The sequence below is a fragment of the Nocardia sp. NPDC060255 genome, from assembly GCF_042727395.1.
Taxonomy (GTDB): Bacteria; Actinomycetota; Actinomycetes; order Mycobacteriales; family Mycobacteriaceae; genus Nocardia.
This window is the reverse complement of sequence record NZ_JBHXAU010000029.1, coordinates 63,532-90,530: the sequence shown is the minus strand read 5'-3', so window position 1 is coordinate 90,530 and position 26,999 is coordinate 63,532. Positions and strand designations below refer to the sequence as shown.

General features: G+C 67.9%; 19 protein-coding genes and 1 pseudogene. 11 read left to right on the top strand and 9 right to left on the bottom strand.

All coding sequences use genetic code 11. The features are described from left to right. Positions 1 to 26: 26 nt before the first annotated feature. From ACFWF1_RS36965 to ACFWF1_RS36955, 3 genes are all read left to right on the top strand, one after another. Positions 27 to 1,721 carry a GMC oxidoreductase gene (locus tag ACFWF1_RS36965; protein WP_379291416.1) on the top strand — a complete coding sequence of 565 codons (1,695 nt, stop codon included), beginning with the start codon at positions 27 to 29 and terminating at the stop codon, positions 1,719 to 1,721. An 85-nt stretch (positions 1,722 to 1,806) separates the two neighbouring features. Beyond that, complete coding sequence (locus tag ACFWF1_RS36960) at positions 1,807 to 3,204, top strand: DUF2252 domain-containing protein (protein WP_379291417.1); 1,398 nt, start codon at positions 1,807 to 1,809, stop codon at positions 3,202 to 3,204. 102 nt (positions 3,205 to 3,306) lie between these two features. After that, positions 3,307 to 4,200, top strand: a complete 894-nt coding sequence (locus ACFWF1_RS36955) for a nuclease-related domain-containing protein (RefSeq protein WP_379291419.1) — start codon at positions 3,307 to 3,309, stop codon at positions 4,198 to 4,200. A gap of 29 nt (positions 4,201 to 4,229) precedes the next feature. Here ACFWF1_RS36955 and ACFWF1_RS36950 read toward each other — a convergent pair whose 3' ends face one another. Beyond that, entirely contained in the window at positions 4,230 to 6,605 is a 2,376-nt protein-coding gene (locus tag ACFWF1_RS36950) for an ATP-binding protein (protein WP_379291421.1), read from the bottom strand. Between the two features lie 302 nt (positions 6,606 to 6,907). On the opposite strand from ACFWF1_RS36950, the gene ACFWF1_RS36945 reads away from it, so the two are divergent. Together ACFWF1_RS36945 and ACFWF1_RS36940 are read left to right on the top strand one after the other, a co-directional pair. After that, positions 6,908 to 7,567: a phosphatase PAP2 family protein gene (locus ACFWF1_RS36945; RefSeq protein ID WP_379291422.1), complete on the top strand. Its 660-nt coding sequence runs from the start codon at positions 6,908 to 6,910 to the stop codon at positions 7,565 to 7,567. Between the two features lie 106 nt (positions 7,568 to 7,673). Further along, on the top strand, positions 7,674 to 8,522 hold the full coding sequence (locus ACFWF1_RS36940; protein ID WP_379291495.1) for an LLM class F420-dependent oxidoreductase: 849 nt from the start codon (positions 7,674 to 7,676) through the stop codon (positions 8,520 to 8,522). 63 nt (positions 8,523 to 8,585) lie between these two features. Here the strand turns inward: ACFWF1_RS36940 and ACFWF1_RS36935 are convergent, their stop codons facing one another. Genes ACFWF1_RS36935 through ACFWF1_RS36925 form a run of 3 tightly spaced genes read right to left on the bottom strand, consistent with a single transcriptional unit; the run spans position 8,586 to position 11,802 of the window. Continuing rightward, a complete protein-coding gene (locus ACFWF1_RS36935) occupies positions 8,586 to 10,220 on the bottom strand; it encodes an ABC transporter permease (RefSeq protein WP_379291424.1) in 1,635 nt (544 codons plus the stop codon). Continuing rightward, positions 10,217 to 11,149 (bottom strand): ATP-binding cassette domain-containing protein, encoded by a 933-nt coding sequence (locus tag ACFWF1_RS36930; protein WP_379291425.1) that lies wholly within the window; start codon positions 11,147 to 11,149, stop codon positions 10,217 to 10,219. Before ACFWF1_RS36930 ends, ACFWF1_RS36935 begins: the two co-directional genes overlap by 4 nt. After that, positions 11,149 to 11,802, bottom strand: coding sequence for a TetR family transcriptional regulator (locus ACFWF1_RS36925; RefSeq protein WP_379291426.1), 654 nt, complete (start codon positions 11,800 to 11,802; stop codon positions 11,149 to 11,151). Before ACFWF1_RS36925 ends, ACFWF1_RS36930 begins: the two co-directional genes overlap by 1 nt. A gap of 118 nt (positions 11,803 to 11,920) precedes the next feature. On the opposite strand from ACFWF1_RS36925, the gene ACFWF1_RS36920 reads away from it, so the two are divergent. Next, positions 11,921 to 13,840, top strand: coding sequence for an acyl-CoA dehydrogenase (locus tag ACFWF1_RS36920; RefSeq protein ID WP_379291497.1), 1,920 nt, complete (start codon positions 11,921 to 11,923; stop codon positions 13,838 to 13,840). A gap of 11 nt (positions 13,841 to 13,851) precedes the next feature. On the opposite strand, the gene ACFWF1_RS36915 is transcribed toward ACFWF1_RS36920, so the two are convergent. Then, complete coding sequence (locus tag ACFWF1_RS36915; protein WP_379291429.1) at positions 13,852 to 15,201, bottom strand: MFS transporter; 1,350 nt, start codon at positions 15,199 to 15,201, stop codon at positions 13,852 to 13,854. Positions 15,202 to 15,284: 83 nt separating this feature from the next. Between ACFWF1_RS36915 and ACFWF1_RS36910 the strand changes: the two genes are divergently transcribed. Together ACFWF1_RS36910 and ACFWF1_RS36905 are read left to right on the top strand one after the other, a co-directional pair. Then, positions 15,285 to 18,125 carry a tetratricopeptide repeat protein gene (locus ACFWF1_RS36910; RefSeq protein ID WP_379291431.1) on the top strand — a complete coding sequence of 947 codons (2,841 nt, stop codon included), beginning with the start codon at positions 15,285 to 15,287 and terminating at the stop codon, positions 18,123 to 18,125. 109 nt (positions 18,126 to 18,234) lie between these two features. After that, positions 18,235 to 18,690 carry a DUF6294 family protein gene (locus tag ACFWF1_RS36905; protein ID WP_379291432.1) on the top strand — a complete coding sequence of 152 codons (456 nt, stop codon included), beginning with the start codon at positions 18,235 to 18,237 and terminating at the stop codon, positions 18,688 to 18,690. Between the two features lie 78 nt (positions 18,691 to 18,768). Here the strand turns inward: ACFWF1_RS36905 and ACFWF1_RS36900 are convergent, their stop codons facing one another. Both ACFWF1_RS36900 and ACFWF1_RS36895 read right to left on the bottom strand, forming a co-directional pair. Beyond that, positions 18,769 to 19,026, bottom strand: coding sequence for a hypothetical protein (locus ACFWF1_RS36900; protein ID WP_379291434.1), 258 nt, complete (start codon positions 19,024 to 19,026; stop codon positions 18,769 to 18,771). A gap of 111 nt (positions 19,027 to 19,137) precedes the next feature. Next, entirely contained in the window at positions 19,138 to 20,646 is a 1,509-nt protein-coding gene (locus ACFWF1_RS36895) for an ABC transporter substrate-binding protein (protein WP_379291436.1), read from the bottom strand. A gap of 158 nt (positions 20,647 to 20,804) precedes the next feature. Here ACFWF1_RS36895 and ACFWF1_RS36890 point away from each other — a divergent pair, with 158 nt between their 5' ends. Further along, on the top strand, positions 20,805 to 22,154 hold the full coding sequence (locus ACFWF1_RS36890) for an LVIVD repeat-containing protein (protein ID WP_379291438.1): 1,350 nt from the start codon (positions 20,805 to 20,807) through the stop codon (positions 22,152 to 22,154). 165 nt (positions 22,155 to 22,319) lie between these two features. On the opposite strand, the pseudogene ACFWF1_RS36885 reads toward ACFWF1_RS36890, so the two are convergent. Together ACFWF1_RS36885 and ACFWF1_RS36880 are read right to left on the bottom strand one after the other, a co-directional pair. Beyond that, positions 22,320 to 22,478, bottom strand: a pseudogene (locus tag ACFWF1_RS36885) (helix-turn-helix domain-containing protein); the annotation flags it as partial. A 383-nt stretch (positions 22,479 to 22,861) separates the two neighbouring features. After that, positions 22,862 to 23,494 (bottom strand): TetR/AcrR family transcriptional regulator, encoded by a 633-nt coding sequence (locus ACFWF1_RS36880; RefSeq protein WP_379291440.1) that lies wholly within the window; start codon positions 23,492 to 23,494, stop codon positions 22,862 to 22,864. Positions 23,495 to 23,620: 126 nt separating this feature from the next. Between ACFWF1_RS36880 and ACFWF1_RS36875 the strand changes: the two genes are divergently transcribed. Then, positions 23,621 to 25,258 (top strand): FAD-dependent oxidoreductase, encoded by a 1,638-nt coding sequence (locus tag ACFWF1_RS36875; protein WP_379291441.1) that lies wholly within the window; start codon positions 23,621 to 23,623, stop codon positions 25,256 to 25,258. A gap of 132 nt (positions 25,259 to 25,390) precedes the next feature. Beyond that, positions 25,391 to 26,917 carry a threonine/serine exporter ThrE family protein gene (locus ACFWF1_RS36870; protein WP_379291443.1) on the top strand — a complete coding sequence of 509 codons (1,527 nt, stop codon included), beginning with the start codon at positions 25,391 to 25,393 and terminating at the stop codon, positions 26,915 to 26,917. Positions 26,918 to 26,999 lie beyond the last annotated feature (82 nt).

Sequence of the window (26,999 nt, the reverse complement as noted above, 5' to 3'; positions counted from 1 at the left end):
GATCGTCCGGTGAGCGAGAGGAAGTCATGCCCGCATTCGACTACGACGTGGTGGTGATCGGCTCCGGATTCGGCGGCAGCGTGAGCGCGCTCCGGTTGACCGAGAAGGGGTATCGGGTCGGCGTGCTCGAAGCGGGCAGGCGCTGGAACGCCGAGGACATCCCGAACACGAATTGGGATGTGCGCAAGTCGATTTGGGCGCCGCGACTGGGCTTGACGGGCCCGCAGCGGATCAGCATCCTCGGCAAGTGCGCGGTGTTCTCCGGCGCGGGCGTCGGCGGCGGTTCCCTCATCTACGGCAACACCCTCTACGAGCCCCTGCCGAACTTCTACACCGACAAGCAGTGGGCGCACATCACCGACTGGCGGGCCGAGCTGGCCCCGTATTACGACCAGGCGCAGCGGATGCTCGGCGTGGCGCCGAATCCGCGGATGACCCCGGCCGATGAGGTGATCCGCGAGATCGCCGACGATCTGGGCGTCGCGGACACCTTTCATCCGACCAATGTCGGGGTGTTCTTCAACGAGAGCGATCCCGGCACCGAGGTCGACGACCCGTATTTCGGCGGGGTCGGCCCGCGCCGGAACGGCTGCGTGCACTGCGCGCGGTGTTTCACCGGCTGCCCGAACAACGCCAAGAACACCACCACCACGAACTACCTCTACCTCGCCGAACAGGCCGGCGCCGAGGTGCATCCGCTGACCACCGCGACCGTAGTGCGGCCGCTGCCGGACGGCGGTTACGCGGTCGACACCGAACGCTCGGACCACTGGATCCGCAAGCAGCGCAAGACCTTCACCGCCGAGCAGGTGGTGTTCGCCGGAGCCGCGCTCGGCACCCAGAAGCTGCTGCACAAGATGCGCGACGACGCGGTGCTACCGCACCTGTCGCCCCGGCTCGGCGAGCTCACCCGCAGCAACTCCGAGGCAATCCTCAACGTGGTGAGCCGCGCGCGCCGCGACTTCGCCGAGGGCATCGCGATCACGTCCTCCATCCATCCGGCCGAGGACACCCATATCGAGGTGTGCCACTACGGCAAGGGACAGAACGCGCTGTTCCCGATGTCGGTGCCGATCGTGGACGGCGGCGCGTTCCGTTTCCTGCGCTTCCTGCTGGCGGTGGTGCTGCACCCGTTGGTCTTCCTGCGCAGCCTCAACGCCAGGCACGCGTCGGAGAAGTCGGTGATCCTGCTGGTCATGCAGTCGCTGGACAATTCGCTGACCTCGTTCCGCAGGCGCGGGCTGCTCAAGACGAAACAGGGCACCGGCGAACCGAACCCGACCTGGATCCCGATGGCGCACGAGATCGGGCGCCGGTTCGGCGAGAAGGTGCAGGGCGACACGCACGGGCTGGTGATGGACGTGTTCAACATCCCGGCGACCGCGCACTACATCGGCGGCTGTGTCATCGGCGACACCCCGGAAACCGGTGTGGTCGATCCGTATCAGCGGGTGTTCGGCCATCCCGGGCTGCATGTGGCGGACGGGTCGGCGGTGACCGCGAACCTGGGCGTCAACCCGTCGCTCACCATCACCGCGCAGGCGGAGCGGGCAATGGCGTTCTGGCCCAACAAGAACGAGGCCGACCCGCGTCCGGAGCTCGGGTCGGCGTACCGGCGCATCGCCCCCGTGGTGCCGAAGCGGCCGACGGTGCCCGCGGCCGCGCCCGGCGCGCTGCGCCTGCCGATCAGCCCGGTCGATCCGCCGGTGCCCGCGAACTGAGACGTCCGGGCGGCATGCCCGGCAACGGTCGAACGTGGCGAATCCGACACCGTCTCGGGGGCTGCCACCCGCTAGCGTCGGCAACGTGTCAGACAGTCCTATCGATCTACGCTCCTACATCCCGGCGGCAGACGTGCGCGCCCGCGGCAAGGCCCTGCGCGACCGGGTCCCGGTCACCGCTCGTGACCGGGCGGCCGAAGGAGCGCGCCGGCCCGAGGTGCTCGACTTCATCGAGGCGAGCAACGCGGGCCGGCTCCCCCACCTGGTGCCGCTGCGGATGGGCCGGATGATCGCGTCCCCGTTCACTTTTTACCGCGGCGCGGCCGGACTGATGGCCGCCGATCTGGCCGGCGGACCCGACACCGGGCTCACCGCGCAGCTCTGCGGCGACGCGCATGCCGCGAATTTCGGCCTGTACGGCACGCCACGCGGCGAAATCATCATGGACATCAACGATTTCGACGAGACCATCGCCGGGCCGTGGGAGTGGGATCTGGACCGGCTGGCGGCCAGCCTGGTGCTCGCGGGCCGGGAAAGCGGCGCGGGCGAGGACGATTGCCGCGCCGCCGCACACGACGCGGCGCGCGCCTACCGCCTCGCGGCAGCACATCTTGCCGCGCAGCCGTTCCTGGAATCGTGGAGCGCGCTGCCCGACGAGTCGGTGCTCGATCAAGCCGCGGCGCACGACCTGATCGACGACTTCAAGAAGGCCGCGAAGAAGGCGCGCAAGAACACCAGCGCCAAGGTCGTGGCCAAGTGGACCGAACACCTCGAGGACCACCAGACCGGCGTCAAGAAGCACCGATTCATCAGCGACCCACCGATTCTCACGCCGGTCGCGGACGAGGTCGCCACGGCGATCACCGACGGGCTACAGCGCTACGCCGACACGCTGCGGGTGTCCCGGCGCAACCTGCTCGCCCGATTCGCGGTGTCCGACATCGCCTTCCGCATCGTCGGCACCGGCAGCGTCGGCCTGCACACCTACGTCGCACTGCTGCACGGCAACGAGGGTGAGGCCCTGGTGTTGCAGATCAAGCAGGCCAATCCGTCCGCGCTCGCGCCCTACCTGCCCGCGCCGCCGCCGAAGCACGAGGGTAAGCGAATCGTGCAGGGCGCCAGGCTGGTTCAGTCGGAGAGCGACATCCTGCTCGGCTGGACCAGTGTCGACCCGACCGGCGGCGGCACCGAATTGCCCTTCATTGTCCGGCAATTCCGCAATCTGAAGGGCAGCATCGACCCGGCCGGGCTGTCCGCCGCCGACCTCGACGACTACGGCAGGCTGGCCGGCGCGCTGCTGGCCCGCGCGCATTCGCGCTCGCTCGATCCGCGCCTGCTCGCGGGCTATCTGGGCGACGACGAGCGGTTCGACGACGCGGTCGCCGATTTCGCGGTCCGCTATGCCGACCGCACCGAATCCGACCACGCCACACTGGTCGATGCGGTCAAGGCGGGCAAGATCGCGGCCGAGCAACCGGAGTGATCCAGCTACCAACACGCCGACTGTTGCCATGAGCGCGGCGAATTCGCCCGAACACCTCGTATCCTGAGCACTGTCGAGTGTCGACGTGAAGGGCGGTCGTTAATGCTCGTGCGAGTGCAGAACGCCGCAGGCACCAATGCCGAGCGGGCGCTGATCGATTGGTTGCGCACCTGGAAGGACGCGGGCAGTCCGAAGGGCGTCGCCACGATCAACTGCAGTCTGTTCCACAAGGATCGGCTGCACCAGTTCGACGCGGTGGTGTGGACGCCGACCAGTTGCGTGGTGATCGAGGCCGAGGCGCTGGTCGCCCGGCAGGACGGCGTGCTGGAGATCCCGCTCAACGGCCAGTGGACGATCAACGGCGACCCGGCCGCGATGGAGGGCCGGGACCGGCGCACGCCGCTGGAGAAGTCCCGCGAGCACACCTTCGCGCTGCAGAACTGGCTGGCCGCGCGCGGCCTCGGGCAGCGCGCGGTGCACGGGCTCGCGCTGGTCGTCCCGCTGCGCGGGGCCGAACTGAAGATTCAGCAGGCCTGGAGCGACCCCAGCTTCGACGTGATCCTCGGCGACGATCCGGGCAGGCTCCGGCACTATTTCGACGCGCTCGCCGAGGAGGAGAAGCACCTCTGGACGGCCAACGACGTCGCCATCGCCTTCCGCGGCCTCGGCATCCTGCCCTACCTGCCCGCCCCGCAGGAACTGCTGAACGAAGGCTTCCTCGGCCCGATCGACATCACGCTGTGGCACGGCGGCCCGAACCAGGCGCAGGCCGAGGCCTACGCCGAGGAGCTGGCGCAGGCCGAGCGCGAGTCGCACCGGCCGGTCTACGCGGTCGAGGCGCCGTGGTACAGCCCGTGGAAGCTGTATCCGCGCGAGACCCGCGACATGGATTTCGGTCGCGCCTTCATGCGGATCACCCTGGCGGCCGGGATGCTGATCGCGTTCGCCTGGGTGCTGTGGTTCGTCATCAGCGCGATCTTGACCTACGGTCCCTGATCCGGCTCAGGCCTACCCCCTGATCCGGCTCAGGCCTTGCGCGCCACGGTGATTCGTGGCAGCTCGGCGGTCGGCTCGTCGAGCACCGGTTCGGTCTTGCCGACACTCTCCACCGCGGGCTGTGCGTCGCGTTCCACCAGCAGCGCCACGTGCAGTCGCGAGGGACAGCCGAGCTTGAGCATCACCTGGCGTACGTGATTGACCACGGTCCACTCCGAGATCCCCAACTCGGTGGCGATCATCCGGTTGGTCATGCCGGTGGCGACCAGCCTGGCGATCTCGCGCTGCCGTTTGGTCAGTGCGGCGAGCGGGGATTCGTCCAGGTTGCGCAACGTCGGCCCGGTGCAGGCGTAGGCCACCGCGTCGGCGAGGGTCATTCCCTCCGCCTTTCGCTTGATCTCGCGAAACTTGCTCTCGCCGACGATGTTTCGGTGCTCCGATACGCTGGGTGCCCGATCGCCCGCGGCCAATTGCGGTATGCCGTGGGTGGCACGTAGCCGGCGGGTCGCGAGCAGCAGCGTCAGCGTCGGCGCGGCGAACTCGGCCCCCGCCGCGTCGTAGGCCATCGCGCAGCCTTCTATCGCGACGATCGACTGCAGGACTTGGGTTTCCAGATCCGCATCGGCCAGGTTCTCCCGGTAGAGCGACTGGGCTCGATCGGCGGTCTGCGGCCCGATCTGCGTGCGCGCCAGCGTATTCAGTCCGATCAGCCGCGCCGTGCTGTCCAGCCACCTGGCCCGATCCCGCAGCTTGGCCAGGAGCTCGGCGTCGCGCGTCGGCGGATCGGGGATGCGCAGCAACATCAGCGCGCCTTGCAACCGGCTCGGCCATGGCCCGGTGAGACCGTCGGCGTACGGGGCGGCCGCGCTCAGCTGCTCCTTGGCCCCCGCCCGGTCGCCCAGCGAGATCAACGCCGCGACCAGCACCACGATGACCCGGGTGGCGTCGACGTGTCTGTCAGAATTGCGGTACGCGGCAATCGAATTCGTCAGCAGCTCGGCCGCCCGGCGTAACCGCCCCGACCGTGCCGCCCAGGTGCCGAGGACCTCGAGGCACAGTGCCGTCACCTCGGGCGACCCGGTGTCGCGGTCGCTCGGCGCCAGCAGGTCGGCCAGCACCGACTCCAGCTCGGACTGGTAGCCGTGCTGAATCCACGCCGATTCCAGATCGGCCGCGAGGCGGACCGCGCGTGCCGGGCGTCCCGTGTCGATCAGATAGCGCACCGCCGAGCGATAGTCCACGATCTGCTTGCCGGTGGCCGCCATCGCCGCCGCCCGGTGCTCGCGCTCGTCGAATCGGGGGCGGACCAGCGCGGCAAGCTGGCACAGCCGGTCTACGTGGTCGTCGCGGATCGCGGTGGCGCGCAACGGATCAGCGGCGAGCACCTGACGGCAGTAGGCGCGCACGGTGGCGAAGAGCCGGTAGCCGTGTCCGTGCGTCCCGCTGGACGTGTGGTCGAGCAGGCTGCGCTGGACCAACTCCGCCAGCGCGGTGGTGGCTTGTTCCTCGCCGGTCCCGGCTGCGCGGCAGGCGATGTCGGTATCGATCACCGATTCGTACAGCGACAGCCGGAGCAGCAGGTCGAGCACCTCGGGGGCGACGTCGTCCAGGCCCCACTCGATCGCGCCGTGCAATGTCCGGTGGCGCTCGGGCACGTCGACATACCCGGGTGACCGCAGGTCCGCGCCCGCTTCGATGCGGTGCAGGGTGCGCACCGGGCCGATCCGGGCGATCGAGCCCGCCGCGAGTTCGATCGCCAGCGGCACGCCGTCGAGTTCGCGCACAATCTCGTCGAGGACCAACCGGTCGGCGACCGCGGTCGGGCCGCGGTAGTGGCTGTCGATGCTGTCGAGCAGCAGCTGGGTCGCCGAACCAGGGTCGCTGCCGGAGCGCAGCGGTCGCACGCACAGCACGCATTCGCGATACAGGTTGAACGGGACGCGGCCGGTCGCCACGAGGATCAGGTGCGGGCAGTGCTCCAACAGCCGGGCCACATCGACAGAGATCCGCTCGACGACCCGATCGGTGTTGTCCAGCAACAGGATTGCGCGATCGGTGCCGATCTTGGCGGCAAGAGCGGCCAAGGCTTCGACCGGGCCGAGGTTTCGGGGTACGGCGTCGAGTGGGCGGTGGCTTACCTTGTCCAGCACCGTGTTCCACGCACCCGCTCGGTCGGCGCAGTCGCCGAGCTCGATTACCGCATCGAGTTCTCCGTGGAACCCGCTGTCCGACAGTACTTCTCGAGCTAGCCTTGATTTACCCACTCCGGCGGTGCCGGTGAGGGTGAGCAGCCGGACCCGCGGATCGACGAGCAACCGGCCGAGCTCGGCCAGTTCGGCCGACCGCCCGACCAGCGTCGGAAGCCGATAGGTTCCGGCGAGCGAAAGCCGGACGTCATCGCCCATGGGCACCTCTCAGTCACAACCACGGCTGAGACGACCGCATGAACTGCGCCCGAGCCACATTGCATCCAGGCCGACCGAGCCGAGAACAGTAGATCGGTGAACCCAAATGTTCACCGATCTATTACTACGACGATACCAAGACCCCGCGGCGTCGCGGGGCATTAACGGATCTCCGAGTTGGCCTGGGGCCGCGAAGATTTCGAAGGTTCACCCGCTCCGGCCGTGCGCAGTCGAATGACCTTTGACTTCTCCGCCGCCCCTCGGCCGAGTAGCAAGAACTTGTCAGTAGCTATCGTCTACCAGTGGGCGGACTACGGCAAGACACCAGGCTCGAGGGCTTGCTCCGGCTCGGCGGCATCGCGCTGGGCGGCGCGGTTACGGGTCTGCTGCCCGTGACGTTCCCACCCGACGGCGGCGCGACGGCGTTCGACCGCACCCTCGCCACCCCCATCCACTCGGCGCTCGACACCCGGCCCGGCATCTACCAGGCACTGGTGGTGCCCAGTAACGCCTACATTCTCGTGCCGCTGCTACTACTCGCGGGCGCATGGTTCGGCTACCGCGGCCAGTGGTGGCGCGCCGCCACGATGGTGATGGTTCCGGAACTCGCCCTCGGCCTCAATAGCGTGCTGTGGAAGCCACTCTGGGATCGGCACCTGCACGACTATCTCGCCTATCCCAGCGGGCACACCGTGCATCTGGTCGCGATCGCGACCGCGTTCATCGTGCTGGTCGATTCGGTGCGGGCTCGGCTCATCGCGCTCGTGGTCGCGGTACTGGCTTTGCTCGCGGCGGCTGTCGGGATGATCGGGCTCGACTACCACCTGCCCACCGACATCATCGGCGGTGCGGCCGTGGCCATCGCGATGGTTCTCGCGCTCTGCTGGCCGGCGCAGCTATTCACCGATAGACGCCCGGACCGGAGCGACACGCTTCCTACCGAACAGCATTCGACTCAATAGCCCGTCGCGCAGGACCAGGGCGGCCAGTCGATGCGCAGCAAACCCTTGGTACTGGTCCGGAAAGGTGGTAGAACTTGTTCTAGTTTAATGGATGGGAGCGCGTACGGTGCGGTACGGGATTGTGTTGTTCACCAGCGATCGAGGCATCACGCCCCAGGACGCGGCGGTGGCCGCCGAGGGTGCCGGTTTCGACACGTTCTACGTGCCGGAGCACACGCACATCCCGGTGGTGCGGGCGGCGGCGCATCCGCAGACCGGTGATGCGAGCCTGCCGGACGACCGGTATCTGCGCACCCTCGATCCCTGGGTGGCGCTGGCGACCATCGCCGCCGTGACGAGCCGGATCGGCCTGTCCACGGCGGTGGCCCTGCCCGCCGAGCATCATCCGATCACGCTGGCCAAGACCATCGCCTCGCTGGACCACCTGTCCGGCGGCCGGGTCAGCCTCGGCGTCGGATTCGGTTGGAACACCGACGAACTCGCCCACCACGGCGTGCCGCCGGCCAAACGCCGCACGGTATTGCGCGAACATCTGGACGCGATGCGCGCCATCTGGACCGACGAAGAAGCCAGCTTCGCAGGCGAATTCGTGAATTTCGGCGCCAGCTGGTCGTGGCCCAAGCCGATCCAGAAGCGGATCCCGGTGCATCTGGGCGCCGCGGGCACCGAGAAGTCGTTCACCTGGCTGGCCAAGAACGCGGACGGGTGGATCACCACCCCCACCGAGGACGGTGTGGACGACAAGATCGCACTGTTGCACCGGATCTGGCGTGAGCACGGGCGCGAAGGCACACCCGAGGTCATCGCGCTCGCGGGCAAGCCGAACCCGGCGCAATTGGCGCAGTGGGCCGAATCCGGCGTCACCGAGGCGGTTTTCGGCATGCCGGACCGGTCTACGGATGAAGTGCGCGCCTACCTCGACCGGCTCGCCGGAAAGCTGGGCCTCACCGCCTGAGTCACCTGGACGCGATAGCGGCCCCGCGCGCACTCGGCACGCGCGGGGCCGCTATCGAAATTCTCAGCGCAGGTCTCGCCGACGGAAGGCACCGATGCCTACCGCGAGCAGCGCCGCGGCGATCACCAGCAGCCAAAGCACCGGGGCGAGTTGGAATTCCGCACCGGGCACCTTCGGCGGATGGACGAACGGCACCACGTCGACGACCCACTGTGGCAGCCCGTTGAGCGAGCCGACGAAGAAGATCACGATCATGGCGCTCAGCACGCCCCAGGCAACCGGAGTGAATCGGGGGGCGAGACCGAAGATCGCCACGGCGATGCCGGTCACCACCCAAACCGCGGGCACCTGCACCGCTGCCGCGCCGATCGCTTGTGGCAGTTTCGTGCCGAGATCACCCGAGACCGTGCCGTAAACGATGCCGACGGCGGCGCCGGCCACCAGCAGCGCTACCGCGGGGCCGAGCAGCGCGAAGCCGATGTGGCTCAACGCATATCGGGCGCGCCCCACCGATCCGGAGAGGGTGGCCTCGGCTCGACTGCTCGACTCCTCTTCGTGCAGGCGCAGCGTGGCCGAGATCGAGTACGCCGCGGCAGCGGCGGCGAGCATGGTGACCGCAGCGTTGATGAACGAGTTCTGCAGCATCGCCGAACCACCCATCCGGCTGATGACGTCGCGCACCGCCTGACTGCCGTTGAGCATGTCGCCGACGCTATTCACGGCGCCGCCGATCAGCATCCCGTACAGGGCGAAGCCGATGGTCCAGGCCAGCAACGTCCCCCGTTGCAAGCGCCAGGCGAGCCCGAGCGGACCGGACAGCGCGGCATCGGCGACGGGCGGGCCGAGGCGTTCGGCCAGCAGTCCGGACCCGGTGTCGCGAGTACTCAGCAGCCGATAGGCCACGCCGGTCCCGATGATCGCCACCACCACCAACGGCAGCAGTGTCCACCAGCGTTCGGTGGCGAACGGCCGCAGCTGCAGGCACCAGCCGATCGGCGAGAACCAGGACAGCACACCGTTACCCGCGTCACCGACGGCGCGCAACGCGAAGGCCGCGCCGAGCGCGCCGAAGGCGAGGCCGCGCGCGATGCGGGCACCGGAGCTGACCTGGGCGGCGACCGCGGCGACCGACGCCCAGACGATGCCGGACATGGCGAGCCCGCTGCCCCACGCGAGTGAGCCCGCTCCGGCCAGCTTGTCGCCGTACAGCGAAGCGGTACAGACGATTCCGGCGATCACGCAGCCCGCATAGGTCAGCACCAACGCTGCGGTCAGGCCGGCGTAGCGGCCGATGCTGGTGGCGCCCACCAGTTCCGCGCGTCCGGTCTCCTCTTCGACCCTGGTGTGCCTGATGACGGTGAGCACCGTGGCGATGGCGATAATCGTGTACATGGCGCCTGCTTTCCAGGTGCCGATGGAACCGAGCTCGGTACCGAAGACCGGTCCGTACATGGCAAGCAGCGCGGGACTGTTCGCGGTGGTCTTGGCGAAACTGTCGAGCTCGGCCTGGGTGCCGTAGAGGCCCTTGATGCTCGCGACCTGGAACGCGGGCATCACGCCGATCAGCAGTACCCAGAGCGGCAGCACGACGCGATCCCGGCGCAGGTACAGCCGCAACAGCTGCCCGGTACCCGCGAAGTCGCTGGAATCACCGAAAGACGGTGCCGCCGCGGCACGGTCGGCGGTGATCGTGGTCATGCCCCCACCTTCTCTGCCTTGTTCGCCGTGGCTGTCGAGGATTCACCGTCCACGTGGTAATGCCGCATGAACAGCTCTTCCAGGGTCGGCGGCGCACTGGTCAGGCTGCGCACGCCGGTGTCGCCGAGCAGTCGGATCAGCTCGCCGAGATGTTCGCTGTCCACCTGGCAGCGCAGCGTCTTACCGTCCCACTGGATGTCGTCGACGCCGTCGATCCGGCTGAGATCGCCTGGGTCACCGAGCAATTCGGCGGTGATCGAGGTTCGCGACAGGTGCCGCATCTCCGACAGGGAGCCGCTCTCCACGGTGCGCCCGGCCCGAATGATGGTCACCCGGTCACACAGCACCTCCACCTCGGACAGGATGTGGCTCGACAGCAGCACCGTGGTGCCGCGTTGCTTGGCCTCCTCGACGCATTCCCGAAAGACCTGTTCCATCAACGGATCCAGTCCCGAGGTCGGCTCGTCGAGCAGTAGCAGCCGCACGTCCGAGGCGAGCGCCGAGATCAGCGCGACCTTCTGGCGGTTGCCCTTCGAGTAGGTGCGCGCCTTCTTGCGCGGGTCGAGGTCGAAGCGCTGGATCAGCTCCGCGCGGCGCTCCTTGTTGATGCCGCCGCGCATCCTGGCCAGCAGATCGATGGTCTCACCGCCGGACAGCGACGGCCACAGCGTGACATCGCCTGGCACATAAGCGAGTTCGTGGTGCAGCGCGACCGCGTCGGCCCACGGGTCGCGGCCGAACAGTTCGGCCCGGCCGGAGGTGGCACGCAGGATGCCGAGCAAGACGCGGATGGTCGTCGACTTGCCCGCGCCGTTAGGCCCTAGGAAGCCGTGGATCTCCCCTTCTCTGACAGTGAGATTCAACCCGTCCAGTGCGGCCACATGGCCGAATGTCTTGCGGAGATCGTCGATGTGAATGACCTCGGACATCAGTGCTCCTTGATGAAGGTGTCCAAAAGCGTGGGGTCGGTGAGGATGCCCTGGGTGTAGAACTCCAGGGCGGGAGGTGTGAGCTCTTCAGTCAGCTCACGAATGGCCTTACGGAAATCGAGCTTTTCGCCGGGCTGCTGATGCATCTGCATCCAGAGCAGGGTCGCGCCGATATTGAGCGTCATCAGGTATCTGGCCCGCGCGGCCGGGTCGCGGCTCGGCTTGATCGCGCCGGACTCGACACCCTGCTGGATGTAGACCTCGGCGTCTTCGACCATGTGCTCGAACAGCGACCGCGCCATCGGACCGCCCGCCTGCAGGCTGCGCACCATGTAGGCGACCAGCGGTCCGTACACCTCGATCTCGGCGAGCGCGGCCAGCATGCCTTTCGCGACGCTGCCCGCGGTGAGCGCCTTGATCTTCTCGTCGCGGATCAACTGCAGCACCCGCTCGTCGCAGACGGCCCGCAGACCGTCCTTGGAGCCGAAGTGATGGTTCACCAGCCCCGGCGAAACACCCGCCGCCTTCGCGATGGCACGCACGCCGACCTGGAAACCCTCGTCGCCGAAGACCTCGATGGCAGCGTCACGGATGCGCGCCGCCGTAGTCAGATCCGCGGCGGGTCCTTGCGATACGGACTGTTCGTTAAACACATGTTCAATATACTAAACACCCGTTCAATCCATCACAAGAGCCCCGCCCGGAATGTCGTGTCAACAGTCACGGTTTGGTCGGCGCGGCGCGGGCTACTGTCGAGCTATGACTACCGGCATCGCAACGACGGCGGATCACCTACGCGCGGCACTGGACGGACCGTGGGGCGAGATTCGGGAGCAGGCGCGCACTCAGCTGGCGGACGATATGTTCGCCGGGGATCCGTACCTCGACTACAAGGCCGCGCGGGCGCGGGTGCTGGACCAGATGCGGGTCATCGCGACCATGGGTTATGCCGAGCGCGGGTTCCGCAGGGAGAACGGCGGGACCAGTGAGCCGGGGGCGGCGGTTACCGGGCTGGAAATGCTCGCGTATGCGGATCTGTCGCTGTGGGTGAAGGCGGGTGTGCAGTGGGGGCTGTTCGGTGGCGCGGTGGAGAATCTCGGCACCGAGCGGCATCGGGAGTACATCAAGCGGCTCCTCTCGCTCGATCTGCTCGGCTGTTTCGCGATGACCGAGTCCGGGCACGGCAGCGATGTCGCCCACCTCGAGACCACCGCGACCTATGACCCGGCCACCCAGGAATTCGTGATCCACTCGCCGACGCCGTCGGCGCGCAAGGACTACATCGGCGGCGCCGCCGAACACGCAAGAATGGCAGCGGTTTTCGCGCAGTTGATCACCCAGGGCGAGGGCCGTGGCGTGCACTGCCTGCTGGTGCCGATCCGCGACGAGAACGGTGCCGATCTGCCCGGCGTCACCACCATCGACGATGGGCTCAAGGCCGGTCTGCCCGGCGTCGACAACGGTCGCATCGTGTTCGACCAGGTGCGCATCCCGCGCGAGAACCTGCTCAACCGGTACGCCGACGTCGAACCGGACGGCACCTACAGCTCCGAGATCGAGAACCCGAGCCGTCGCTTCTTCACCACGCTCGGCACACTGGTGCGCGGGCGGGTCAGCGTGGGTGGCGCCGCCGCGGCGGGCACCAGGGTCGCACTGAGCATCGCCCTTCGATATGCATTGAAGCGCAGGCAGTTCGCCGATCCGGACAGCGGGCAGGAGACGGTCCTGCTCGACTACCGCAGCCATCAGCGCCGGCTACTCCCCCTCGTCGCCAAGACCTATGCGCTGGCGTTCGCGCAGAACGACCTGGTGCGCCGGATGCACCTCGTGCAGACCGGACAGGATCTCAACCCGAGTTCGCAACGGGCACTGGAGAAGCGGGCGGCCGGCCTGAAGGTCGCGCAGACCCGGCACGCCACCCGCGCCATCCAGGAGTGCCGCGAAGCCTGCGGCGGCGCAGGCTATTTGACCGAGAACCGGCTCGTCACCCTCAAGGCGGACACCGATGTGTTCACCACCTTCGAGGGCGACAACCTGGTGCTCACCCAGCTGGTCGCCAAGGAACTGCTCACCGCGTACTCCGACGAGGTGCGCGATCTCGACGCGCTGGGCTGGGTGAAGTTCGCCGCCACCATGGCCGGTGACGAGGTCCGCAAGGTGACCGGTGTGCGTCAGCTGATCCAGCGGCTGCGCGACGGCTCGAACGACTCCGTCGACGAGGGTGACCTGGCCCGGCGCGCGGTACAGCTGCAGCTCTTCGCCGACCGCGAGGAATACCTGGTGCGCACCGCCGGTCACCGCCTGCGCGCCCGCGCGAAGGACACCACCCCGTTCGAGGCGTTCAACAACGCCCAGGACCACATCCTCACCGCGGGTACCGCGCACATCGACCGCCTGATCCTGGAGGCGTTCATCGAAGGTATCGAGGGCATCCAGGATCCGGAAGCCCGCGAACTCGCCGAAACCGTGTGCGACCTCTACGTGTACGCCACGCTGGAGGAGAACCTGGACTGGTACATCATGCACCGGTTCATGTCGGTCGAGCGGGCCAAAGCGGTGCGGCGCGGGGTCAACGAACTCGTCGATCGGCTGCGGCCGGAGGCCCGCACCCTCGTCGAGGGCATGGGCGTTCCGGAGTCCATGCTGCGCGCGGCCATGCTCGACGACGCGAGCGTGTTCGAGCGCGGTTAGTTCACCGAGGCTCAGGACGTGGATGCCGATCGGGGTTGCTCGGTCGGCATCGCGTCCCCTGCGATATCGCGCAGATCACGTCCCCGAGTCTCCCCTGCCCAGAGGAAGGCTCCGGCGGTGCAGGCCAGCATCAGGCACAGCAGCAGCGTGATCGGGACGGTCGATGGATAACGGTGCAGCAGTGCGACTCCGATGATCGGGGTCAGCGAGCCGCCCACGATGGTGGCGAGCTGGTAGCCCAATGATGCTCCGGTGTAACGGACTTCACTGGGGAACAGTTCGGCGAAGAACGGTGCCTGAGCGCCGGTCAGCAGTCCGTGCAAGGTGAGTCCGACGGTGACGACCACGGTGATCGTTACCGCACTGCCACTGTCGACCGCGGGCAATGCGGCCAGCGCCCACACCCCGGTCAGCACGGCGAGGAGCACGCTGGACACCCGTCGTCCGTACCGGTCGCCGATCGCGCCGCCGAGCACGATCGCGATCGCCTGGAAGACGGAGGCGATCGTAATAGCGGTCAGCGCAGTGGATTTCGGCACATGCACGACTTGAGTGAGGTAGGCCAGCAGGAAGATGCTGAACGTGTAGTACGTCGCCTTCTCCCCCACATCGGCGAGCGCGGCCATCAATACCTGCTTGCGGTAACGGCTCAGCACGATCCGCACCGGCGCGTGGCCATCCTGAGTCGCGTTGCGCCGCTTCGCCTCCAGGAAGATCGGCGATTCCTCCACCGCATGCCGCAGCCAGATCCCCACCGCGACAAGCGCTACCGACAGCAGGAACGGAATCCGCCAACCCCAGTCTTGGAATTCGGCGTTGGAGACGCCGAGACCGAGGAGCGCGAGCACGCCGGTGGCCAGCAGGTTTCCCAGCGGTCCGCCCGTCTGCGGCCAGCTACTCCAGAACCCCCGATGCGCCGCCGACCCGTGCTCGGCGACCAGCAGCACCGCGCCGCCCCATTCCCCGCCGAGCGCGAGCCCCTGCACCAATCGCAGCAGTACCAACAGAATCGGCGCAGCGACCCCGATGCTGGCATACGACGGAATGAGACCGATCGCCACGGTCGCGCCACCCATCAGCATCAACGTGATCGATAGCGTGCGACGCCGCCCGACCCGATCACCGAGGTGCCCGAACAGCACGCCGCCGAGCGGACGGGCGAGGAAGCCGACCGCGTAGGTGACCATCGCCAGCAACACACCGGTCAGCGGGTCGCCGACCGGAAAGAAGACCTTGTTGAAGACCAGCGCCGCGGCCAGCCCGTAGAGGAAGAAGTCGTAGAACTCGATCGTCGTCCCGGCCACGCTGGCGGCGACGATCCGCGCGAACCGCGCACCGGTGGGTGTGCCCGCATTGCCCATAGTTGTTCCCCTCGCCCGACCGAATTCCTCCCATGACTATGACATCGGTTGTGCCACGCGCCACACTCGCCGATAGTTCTCTCATGGCGGAAAGGTTGGCTCTGGTCATCGGATCCGAGTGCGGGGAATTCCCGCCGCTCGGGTTCACCGGCGAGCTGGCCGCAGGGCTGTACACGACCTTCACCACAGTCGGCCATTGGCTCCCGATCGGGGACGGCCCGGTCCTCGACCCCACCATCACCGAACTCAAGCGCAGCATCAAGGCCGCGTTCGGCCGGGCCGACGAGCTGGGTGCGACGCTGTTGATCGCCTTCGTCGGCCACGGGTTCACCACCAACGACGACGATTTCTATCTGCTCGCCGCCGATTCGACCATGCCGCTGGATTCGGATTCCGGATTCCACCTGGTCAATGCCATCGCCGAACAACTCAGCAACACACGATCGCTGGATGGGCTGATTGTCCTCGTCGACGCGTGCGAGGCGGGCACGGGTGCGCTCGGCGCGGGCAACCGCTGGGTGCGGATGCTGGAGAAGTCGGCGGGCCGGATGGAATTGCTCGTCGCGTCCGATGACGGCAACGCCTACGACGGCTGCTTCAGCCGAACGCTGTTGCGCACCTTCGATACCGGCTTGCCCGGCAGCGGAACGAACCTGCTGTGCGCCGACCTCACACCCGAGCTGAACAGCGCGTGTCAGCAGCAGACCCCTCGACACCTGTCGTTCAACGGGACTCAGGTGCGCCGCGGCGACCAAGGACTCTGGCTGGTGCCCAATCGATCCCGATCCAGGGACGCCGTGACCGGCAGGCCCGCGGCGGGTTTGATCGATCACCTGGTGCGCAGCGTCTCACTGACCGCAGGCGTGCAGGAGACCCTCATCGACATCGTGGAGGCGAGCGGCGATCGATTGCAGGCGTTGATCGGACCGGCCGGTGCCGGGAAATCCACGCTGATGTCGCTGCTCATCCGGCCGGGCCTGGTCGATACGCTGGGCGCGCTGACCGCCGAATTCATCACGGCGGCAGTGTTTCTGGATGTCACCAGCACCATCGAGTCGGTGCTCGTCGAACTGCGCGACCAGCTCGGCGCCCGGTTCGGCGCCGAGTTCACGGCGGCGCAGCAGGCAGTACAGGCCGAGCTCACCGACCGGGAGCGGTTCAGCGCCTTCGAGATCGAGATCGTGCGGCCGCTGCATCGGCTCCGGACGGCGGGCCGCCGTATCCGCATTTTGATCGACGGCCTCGACCAACCGGACGAGGGCTGCCGCACCAGCGTCGTCGCCGCGATCGCCACCCTCACCACCGATGAGCGGTTGGCCCATGTGCGGGTGATCGTCGGCATCCGCTCAGGGACCGACGTGGTAGACCATCCGGATATCGCGCACGCGCGGCGCGTCCACCTGCATCCACCCTCCGCACGGGAGGTGCTGCGGGAGCTGACCGGCACCGCAGGCGTCCTGCCCGATGGGCTCGATCAGGCCATCCACGAACTGCCCGACGAGGTGCGCGGCGGCTGGTTGATACCGCGGTTGATCACCGAAATCGCGTGGGGCGAAACGGCTCTCGACGGCACCGACCTGGACAGCTTGGTGGCCAAGCGATTCCACACGACCCGGCAACGCCCCGTGCACGCCGACATCGCACTGCCCGTCGGCGCGCTGCTGGCGGCGGTCGGCGTCGGCCCGACCGCACCGTTGCCGCTGATCCACGAGGCCCTCCGTCGACTCGATCAGCCGGTGACGCTGCCGCAGCTCCGTGACGCGGTTGTCGACCTCGGCGTGTTGGTCGCCCGCGGCCTGCCCGGTCAGGACAATGAGCGAATCGGGTTGTCCCACGCGGCATTCACCGGCTCGCTGCAAAAGCTCGTCTGCGCGCAATGGCCGAGTGCACTGTTCGACGCGCACGCCGCACTCGCCGCCGCATTCGACACGGTGACCGGCCCTGACATCGATGTCTATGCACACACGGCGGCGCCACGACACTATCTGTCCAGCGAAAACCCTGCTCGCGCACTGACATTCCTGGACGCGGCGGACACCAGGCGGCGGCCGATCGACAATCGAGCCTCCTGGGCGAACTGGCTGGTGGCCTTCCAGGACACGCTGCCACCCGAGCACCCCGATCTCCTGGCCGCCCGCGACCGCTTCGCGCGCTGGACCGGCGAGGCGGGCGATCCGTTCGCGGCGCGTGCGATGTTCGCCGGACTGGTCGAGGACTGCACCGCGATGTTCGGCCGCGATCATCCACTGACGCTGTTGCCCCGGGTGCAACTCGCCAACTGGCACGTCCAGACCGACGGACCCGAGCAGGCGGTGGCGATGCTCACCGAACTGCTGGACCTAGAACAGGACGAGCGGGAGAAGCTGCGGATTCGCGCCGATCTCGGCTTCGCCACCGGGCAGTCCGGTGACATCGTCGGCGCGCGTGATCAGTATGCCGCCTTTCTCCCAGAACTCGAACGTTTGGTCGGCCCAACGCATCCCGACGTATTGCACTCCCGCGACCAGTACGCGCGCTGGATCGGCGAAGCGGGCGATCCGGAACGGGCTCGACAGCAGTCGCTCGAGCTGGTGCCGCTGTGCGAGAGCACGCTCGGGCTCGAGCACAGCACCACGATGTGGGCCAAGGACAATCTCGCGCACTGGACTGCCGCCTGCGGTGACCCCGATGGCGCCGCGCGCCTGTTCGGCGAAGTGCTCGCGCTGCGCGAGAAGGTCTCTGGCGTCGAGCACCCGTTCACGCTCGCGACCAGACGGAATCTGGCCCAGTTCTACGCCGGGCACGGCGATTACGCCGCCGCGTTGGATCTCGCCGTGGATCTCCCCGCGATCTGGGTGCGTCTCTACGGGCCGCAGGACCGCGGCACGCTGGACGTCACCCGATATGTTGCCGAATGGACGGAACAGGCTGAACGCGCGAGGTAATCGAACAAATTCGGCGGCGTGGCGCGTTGACAATCTATTGACGCGTCGCTATACGCATGCCGACAATATTGGTCAGCGAAATTGTTTGTCCCCGGGGGAGCACCACATCATGACCACCGCTTTTCGTCGCACCTTGGTTCGGCTTGCCGTCTGTATCGGACTGGCTACCGCAACCGCCCTCACCACCATGCCGGTGGGACATGCCGACCCGGACAAGGTTTTCACCTGGGGTGACATCAGAGCGGGCGACTGCACGATGTTCCAGGGCGCGCGCTGGGTCTTGCACAGCGACGGCTACGCCGAGTTCAACGCCCTGGTCACCAGCGGTTCCGACAACGACGCGTGGCTCATGCACGCCGCGCTGTTCGACGCGAACCACCGGTATCTCGGCAATATCGTCAACAACTGGCCGACCGGCGGCGATCTCGGCAAGTTCGTCCTCAACCTGCCGTCCTCGGCCCAGCGATACCACTGGGATTTGGACAAGGTCAACAACGCCCAGAAAACCTATCCCGCCGAAGCATTTCGAACCGTGACCAGGATCGAGCTGCAGAACCACTGCTAGCGGCGACAGTTCGCGCCGAGTCCCGGCGGCGGACCGGATCCCCTTAGTTTCCAGGTCCGCCGACGGTTTCCCGCAGGACTATTGCGGGCGCGGGCAAGGGTTGCCGTTGTAGTCGGACGGCGGCGGCAACGGCCGGCCGTCGGGACCCGACGGCGGCGGCAACGGCTTGCCGTCCAGACCGCGCGGCGGAATCGGGCACCCATTGCCGTCTACCTGCACGTTGCCTGGAACCGGCGGCCCGGCGATGGCGGTAGTTGCCGCGGCCGAACCGGCGGCGATCAGGCTCGAGCCCATGAGCGTAGCGAACGACAGGACGATGGCAGTGCGAAGTTTCATGTGATTCCCCTCCGGAATTCTGTTGTCTGTCAGGTCTTTAGACGGACAAGATCGCGTCCGGTTCCCTCGAAGATCAACTGTGTCCGACGTCACACGTCGACCGTGGACCGCTCACACCGAAATCGAGGCGAGGTCTATCCCTTGCCACGGAGCCGCCGTCACCTCGTGCACGCGCGCTGCCCATACCGCGTGACCATGACCGGTCCACAGCGGCGCCGCCGGGAGATCGCGGAGCAACTGATTCTCGGCGAGCCGGTACAGCTGACCGCTGTCCGCTGCCGCGCCAACGGAATCCGCGGAAGCCAGCAGCTGCGCGAAGCCGTCGTCGGCGTACCCGGCCGCCTCCGCGAGCTCCGCCAGTAGCTCGTGCGGGCTCGACGTGTTCAGCGAACGAGTCACCAGGAACGGTCCGTCGCCGGGTTGATTCGCCTCGTCGCCGCGCTGTCTCGCGGATACCTCGACGGCGAGGGCGGAGCCGATCTGATCGGCGAGGGTCCGTCCCCATTGCTCTTGTCCGGCATCGAAGTACAACGCCACCGGGCCGGTGAAGGGGACCTGGCCGAGCAGCGACTTCGCGGCGGCCGGATCGTGCAGGCAAGGCCGGCAGGGACCGGAGCGTTCGCCGGGCGCGACGCCGGGTGGCAAGATCGCGCGCGCCGGATCGACCTGGTGCGCAAGGGGATTCGCCGCCAACGCGTCGCGGTCCACCGCCATGGCGAAGGCATACCGCACCGCCGCGTCATCGAATCGCCTGTCCGACACTGGGAATGCGAGATAGCTCGCCTCCGGCAGCGGCCACATCGCGTGACGATCAGCGAAATCGTGGTGCATCGCGTCGTGCCGCTCGCCGGGGACCTCGCCGGCCAGGTCCAGCTTGCCCGACTTCACCTGGTCGTATTGTGCGGCGGAATCGCCTATCCGGAACTGGATCTCGCGTGCTTTACCGGCCGCCTCGGCGACTCGGGCAAGTCGGCCGCCCGAGCCCGGCCGCCACGGCTCCACCATCCGGAACGGGCCGTTGCCGATGGGGTCGGCGGCGAAACCCACCCAGTCCCGCGAGGCCAGTACCGACGCCGGAAGGGGAAGCAGCGCAGGCGAAGCCAACACCGCGGGCACCTGACCGAACGGGCGGTCGAGCACGATCCGCACCGTGCGGTCGTCCGGCGCGGTGATCGCCACGGGCCGCAGGACCTCGGTGAGCGCGCCGGAACCCGCCCACCGCTCGTCCGCGACCGTATGCCAGGTGTCCACATAGGATTTCGCGGTGACCGGCGTCCCGTCGTGGAACCGGCCGTCCGCGCGCAGCTTGACCTCCCACGTCAGCTGGTCGGTACTGGAGACCGATTCCGCGGCGCGCGGGGTGCTCTTCCCGGTTGCCGCGTCGTAGTCGATCAACGGCGTCCACAGCGCGCCGACGAGCATGCGGCCCGCCTGGTCGCGCAGGTCCGCGGGCAGCAGGCTGGCCGGTTCACGGACACCGACCGTGAGCACGCCGGGCTTCGCGGGCTCCGACGATTCGGCGCAGCCGGTGACGCCGAGCAAGAGCAAGGCGAGCACGACGATCAGCCGTGTGACGCCTGCGGCAGCCGGGCTGTACCTGCGTCGCGGAACACCTTGCATATCAACATCATTAACTGTTCACGGCGCGAAAGTCCTTCCCCAGTTCGAGTTATCGCGATATGGGGATCCCGGGCCACCGCATCGCACTTACAGTGAGGTCAACTCGACGACCAGGAATCCCTGGTCACCTAGCGTTCGCGTCTCGCCGGGAGGTAGTTGTGCGCCGCTTGTTGCTCCGGTCGTCCCTACTGTTGGTCACCGTCACGGCGACGCTCGCCGCCACCGCACTGCCCGCCGCCGCCTGCGGGGAAGAGGACGGCCCGCACGCTGCGGCCGCGCGGCTCACCGGGAGCCCCGGTGCGGAGAAGAACGTCAAAGCGGTCGGCAACCTCCCGGACGCGCAGGGCGCGATCTCGCTGCAGTTCCTCCAGTACGGCCCCCGGGACGTCATGGTCGTCTCCGGCGAGTTCGGCTTGAAGACCTACGATCTCACCGCCAACCCGGCCGCGCCGAAGCTGATCGGCCAACTGAACATGCCCGGCATGTGGGAAACCGAGGACACCGAGGTCGACCCGGTGCGCAAGCGGGTCTTCCTGTCCCGCGACCCCCGCGCCTTCGGCGGCAATGTGCACAACGGCGAATCCGGTATCTACGTGGTCGATTTGGCCAAGCCGGAGAAGCCGACCGTGCTCAGCTACGTCAAAGTCCCGGCGGGCCACACCACCACCTGCATCAACGACTGCCAGTACCTGTGGACCGGCGGGCCCGCCAAGGCGGACAACATGCCCGCCGAGTGGGGCGGCCGCCCGATCTGGGTCACCGACGTCAGGGATCCTCGCAAGCCGAAGGTCTCCCCCAACCCGATCGAGCTGGCGCGCAACGACGGTCAGACCGATTACGTGCACGACGTGCAGGTGGACGAGTCCGGCGTCGCCTGGGCATCCGGCCGCGGCGGCGTGCGCGGGTACTGGACCGCCGGGATGCACAAGGATCCGGTCACCGGCAAGCTACGGCTGGCCTCCGCGAACGACCCGGTCCCCTACGCGGGCGGCGGTATCAAGGAAACGGCCGCGCCGTCCAAGTTCATGCACAACAGCTTCCGCCCGATCGGCGCCCGCTCGAAAGACGGTGGCGGCACCGGACATTGGGACAACGGCAACCTCATCTACGCCACCGAGGAAAGCTTCGTCGACGGTTGCGCCGGTGATGGAGTCCTGGTCATCGCCTCCCTCGAAGGCTCCTACGGCGGCGAGGGCTGGCGCTCCACACCGCAAAAACCGTTCCGCCTCAACACCGTTGGCACCTGGGGTGTGGCCGGCCAGGAAGGCAGCGACCCCGCCTCCGCCGACTGCTCCGCCCACTACTTCGACGTCCAAGACAAGATCCTGGTCCAGTCCTTCTACGCCCAGGGCACCAGATTCCTCGACGTCACCGACCCCACCAATCCCAAACAGATCGCCTACTACCGCCCCGCCGACGCAGCCTCCTGGGCCCCGTACTGGCACCGCGGCTTCACCTACGTGGCCGACCGAAACCGAGGCATCGACATCCTGAAGCTCACTGCCTAGGAACATCATTCGCGCCGCCGGCGTCGAGTATGCGGGCGGCGTGGCTGTACCCGTCGCGGGCCTGGCTCCGCGCGGGTCGCCGAAATCCGGCGGCGGTACCCGGAGGTTGGTACAGGTAGCCGAGGCCGCGAGCGCGACGATCGCATCGCTCCCGAGTTCGGTGTCGTCGAGTTTGCGGCGCAGCCGGGTGACCGCGAACTTCACCCGATCGGCGTCCTTGCCGGTCGGGTCGCCCCACGCTTTGGCCAGTATCTTTCGCACCGGTTGCACAATGCCCGCGTTCCGCGCGAGGAGTTCGAGCAGTCGGAACTGGATCGGGGTCAGCGACAGCGGTGCTGCAGCCGTACTTGTTGCCGCGCAAGACTACCGACAGCATTTCGACCAATGCGCGGTCGTCGTCGATCACCAGAATCCGAGCCTGCCGGGCCGAGCTGCGGACCGGTGGCGGCGACTCCGGCGCCGTGGTGTCCACCGTCGCCAGCCGGGTGACCAGGACTTGCTGGGCGGGGACCGCGTGGTCGATCAGGTACGCGACGGTCAGTTCGCGGCAGCGAGCGCACACGCGGAATTCGGCATCCGCCACGACGGGCGCCCTCTCGGAAGATCGGGAGTCGAGCGGTGTTGTCCTCCGTGACCTGGGGTGACGACACCACGATCGTCCGGCCCTCGCCGAGCGGCAAGGCACGGCAATCAACGTAGCGAGCGGGTTACCGGCTTGCCCGGCCGAGCATTTCGACGAGCAGGGCGATCTGGTCGGCGAAGTGGTCGATGAATTCCGGTGCGCGCGGGTCGGTTCCGCAGACGCCTTCGATGACGTGCGGGAGGGTGGTGGGGGCCATGGCGGCGGCCATCAGCATGACCAGCAGTGTGGCCGGGTCGAATTCGGCGGGGAGGCGGCCCGCGGCCTGGAGGGTGCGTAGTTCCTCGACGCTGTGCGCGAGCATCCTCGCGCGGGGCGCGTGGTCCGGATCGCTGTCGGGGCCGGTGTATTCGAGGCCGCCCCAGGCCATCAGGCGGACGCCGTCGGGGTTGTGGGTGGCCTCGAGGGCGTAGCGGCGGAACTGTTCGGGCAGGGGGGTTTCCGGCGGGACGAGGTCGCGGCGGCGTGCCTGCCAGCGCTCCGACATGGCCTGATGCAGGCCTGCTTTTCCGTCGAAGTAGTAGGAGATCAGCTGCTGGTTGACGCCGGCGCGGGTGGCGATGGCGGCGGTGCGCGTGCCCTGGAAGCCGTGCGCGGCGAACTCGGCTTCGGCCGCGTCCAGGATGAGCTGACGGGTGCGCTCAGGGTCGCGCCGGCGCTCCTGCGGCTTGGGTGACCTGCGGGGTTTCGACGACGGCACGACGCCATTCTACATACGCGTAGCAGTTTCAGTCAGTAGAAGAAGTTAATCAATCAGATGATTGACAGAGCAGCGCAATCGATTGAATGATGAGTGGACCGTCCCGTTACTCAGGAGCAGCTCGCCGTGCACACACCGTCAGATATCCAGCAGACCAGGGTCCTCATCGCCGGAGGCGGCATCACCGGCCTGTCCACCGCGTTGTTCCTGGCCAGGGCGGGCATCCGCCCCACCCTCGTCGAACGACACTCGTCCACCGCGCTGCAACCGCAGGCCCGCGCGTTCAACCCGCGCTCGATGGAGATCTACCGAGCCCTCGGCCTCGAGCGGGCGATCCGCGACCGCACCTCGATCCTGGCCGACTTCCCCGAGATGTTCGGCGCGGACACCTTGGCAGGCCAGGAACGATTCCGGGTCGACATCCTCAGCCGGGTCCGGCCGCCCGCCACCCTCAGCCCCACCGACTGGACGATGATCGACCAGGACGAACTCGAACGCGTCGTCCGCGCCGATGCCGAAAACTACGGCGCGGAAATCCGATTCGGCACCGAGCTGATCTCCGTCGATGCCACTGAGAATGGCGTCACCGCCCTGGTCCGCGAGCTCGCGAGCGGTGCCGAGCGACGAATTCACGCGGACTATCTGGTGGCCGCCGACGGCAACCGCGCGGGCATCCGCACCAAACTCGGCATCGGCCAGGAAGGACCCGGCGAACTGATCAACGCCGCGAGCTTCGTCTTCGACGCCGACCTCAGCGGCCCGCTGCGCGACCGACGATTCCTGCTCGGCTACCTCGACCAGCCGACAACCGGCACCGCGCTGGTACCCGGCCGCGAGTTCGGCCGCTGGTCGCTCGGCATCCCCTTCGGCCCCGACTCCGGCGCGACCGCCGCCGATTTCACCGAGCAACGCTGCGTCGAACTGGCCCGCCGCGCGATCGGCGACCCGAACCTCGAGCTCACCCTCGTGCCCCTGATGACCGGCTCGGACCAGAAGGTGGCCACCACCCGCATCGGCGCGTGGGTCGCGGCCCGATACCGGGCCGGCCGGATCTTCTTCGTCGGCGACGCCGCCCACGTCTTCCCACCCACCGGTTCCTTCGGCGCGAACACCGGCATCGCCGACGCAAACAATCTCGCCTGGAAACTCGCCGCTGTCCTCAAAGGCCAAGCAGGCCAGTCGCTTCTGGATAGCTATCAGGACGAGCGCCGCCCTGTCGCATGCGTCACACTCGATCAGGCGATGCAGCGACTGCAGGGCAGGCACAGCGGCACCGGTGACGACGCGGCCACCATCGACGACCTCACCATGATCCTCGGCTACCGGTATCGGTCGGCGGCCATCCATTCCGAGACCGGCACTCCGGACGGTCCGGTCGAGGACCCTCGCCACCCCAGCGGCCGCCCCGGCCTGCGCGCACCGCACCTCTGGCTGCGTCAGGACGAAGCGACCCTGTCCACCCTCGACCTGTTCGACGGCGCGTTCACCCTGCTGATCGGCGCAGCCGGTACGGAATGGCTCGCCGCGGCGGAAAAGGTTTCCGCCGCACTGGATCTCGATCTGGGCAGCTACCGCATCGGCACCGGCTTCGACGACGTCGACGGCCGGTTCCACCCGGCCTACGGCATCACCGCGACCGGCGCGACGCTCGTCCGCCCGGACGGATTCGTCGCCTGGCGCGCCACCGAGCTGCCCGAGCAGCCGGAGCACGAACTCCTCCTCGCTCTGACCCGGCTGCTCGCTCGCGAGGACAGCCGCACCTGAGGAATCAAGGCCCGGACGGCAACCATCCGTCGTCCGGGCCGATCGTCACCTCGCCTGTCCCGACACGCGATCGGCGGGCCGTTGTGCCAGCCCGGATGCGAAGGTCGCCGGAAGGTGACTACGTTCGCGTGCATGGATGCAGACACGCTGCCGGGAGGCGACAGCACGGACACGCGAGTCGATCATCTCGGTCGGCGGCGGCTGTTCCGGCGCGGACGACGGATCCCGGTGGTGAGTCAGGCGGTCGGCAAGCTCGTCGCCGATCGGCCCGCGACCGCGGACACGATCGTCGCGGCACCCTCACCGCTGCAACCGATCGACCTGACCGACGACGAGGCCGTCGCCGAGGTACTCGACCTCGCGGTCCGGGTCGGCGAGGTGGTGCTGGCCTCCGGCACCGGCGTGATCGACACGACCACCCAGGTCCGCTTCATCGCCGCCACCTACGGACTGGTCCGCTGCGATGTCGACGTCACCTACGACACCATCCGGATCTGGACCGACCGCGGTCCCCGGCTGGCGCCGGCCAGCAGCATGCGCATCGTGCGCTACCGATCATTGGACTTCACCCGGCTCGCCGCCGTCGACCGGTTGACTCGGCGCATCCGCAACGAGGTCGTCGCGCCGGAGGACGCGCGTGCCGCGCTGGACACCATCACGAAGGCACCGCACCCTTACCACCGCTGGACGGCCACCTTCGGCTGGTCACTGCTGGCGGCATCGATCGCCGCGCTGCTCGGCGGTGGAATCGTCGTCGCGGCAGTCAGTTTCGCGACCACGCTCGCCATCGACCGGTCGAACCGCGTGCTCAACCGCTACGGCCTGCCCTTCTTTTTCCAGCACATGGTGGGTGGGGTGATCGCCGCGACGCCCGCCATCGTGCTGGCCACCCTGGCGGGCCCACTCGGCATCGACGTGGATCCGTCGCTGATCATCGCGGCCGGAATCACCGTGCTGCTCAGTGGATTACAACTGGTCGGTGCGGTCCAGGACGGGATAACCGGGGCACCGATCACCGCGACCGCCCGCATGCTCGAGGTCATGATGATGACCGGCGGCATCATCGCGGGCATCGCGATCGCATTGCGCGTCGGCTACATGGTGAACGCCACCGTGCCGCCGTTCCTCCTGCCGACGGGTGACATCACCGATCTCCCGGTCAAGATCGTCGCCGGTGCCGTCGCCGCGCTCGCGTTCGCGCTGGCCTGCTACGCGGAGAAGCGGGCGCTCACCGCGGCGGCGGGCAGCGGCGCGGCGGGCACGATCTGCTTCCTGATGGTGCAGCAGGCGGGCTTCGGCCCGGTGCTCTCGTCCGGCGTCGCGGCGACGGTGATCGGTATGGCCGGTGGTCTGATGGCCCGGCGGGCGCTGACTCCCCCGCTGGTCGTCGCGGTCGCCGGTATCACCCCGCTGCTGCCCGGTCTCAAGCTGTACCGCGGTCTCAACGCGTTGCTCAACGATCAGTTGGTGATCGGCGCCAACCAGTTGCTCGCCGCGTTCGGCGTCGGCTGCGCGCTGGCCGCGGGCGTCACCCTCGGAGAATGGTTCGACCGTACCGTTCGGCGGCCGCGCATCATGCGGCGCTTCGGTTCACTGCGCCGGCCGATCGTGCGGCGGATACGGCCGCGGGGCTGGCGCAGGCCGCCGCCCATTCAGTGAACCAAGTGGGTGCGGCGCGCACGCGAAACCTGTATCGTCGGACGGGTTAGTTAGGGTAGCCATACTTGGAGGCGACCCGCCG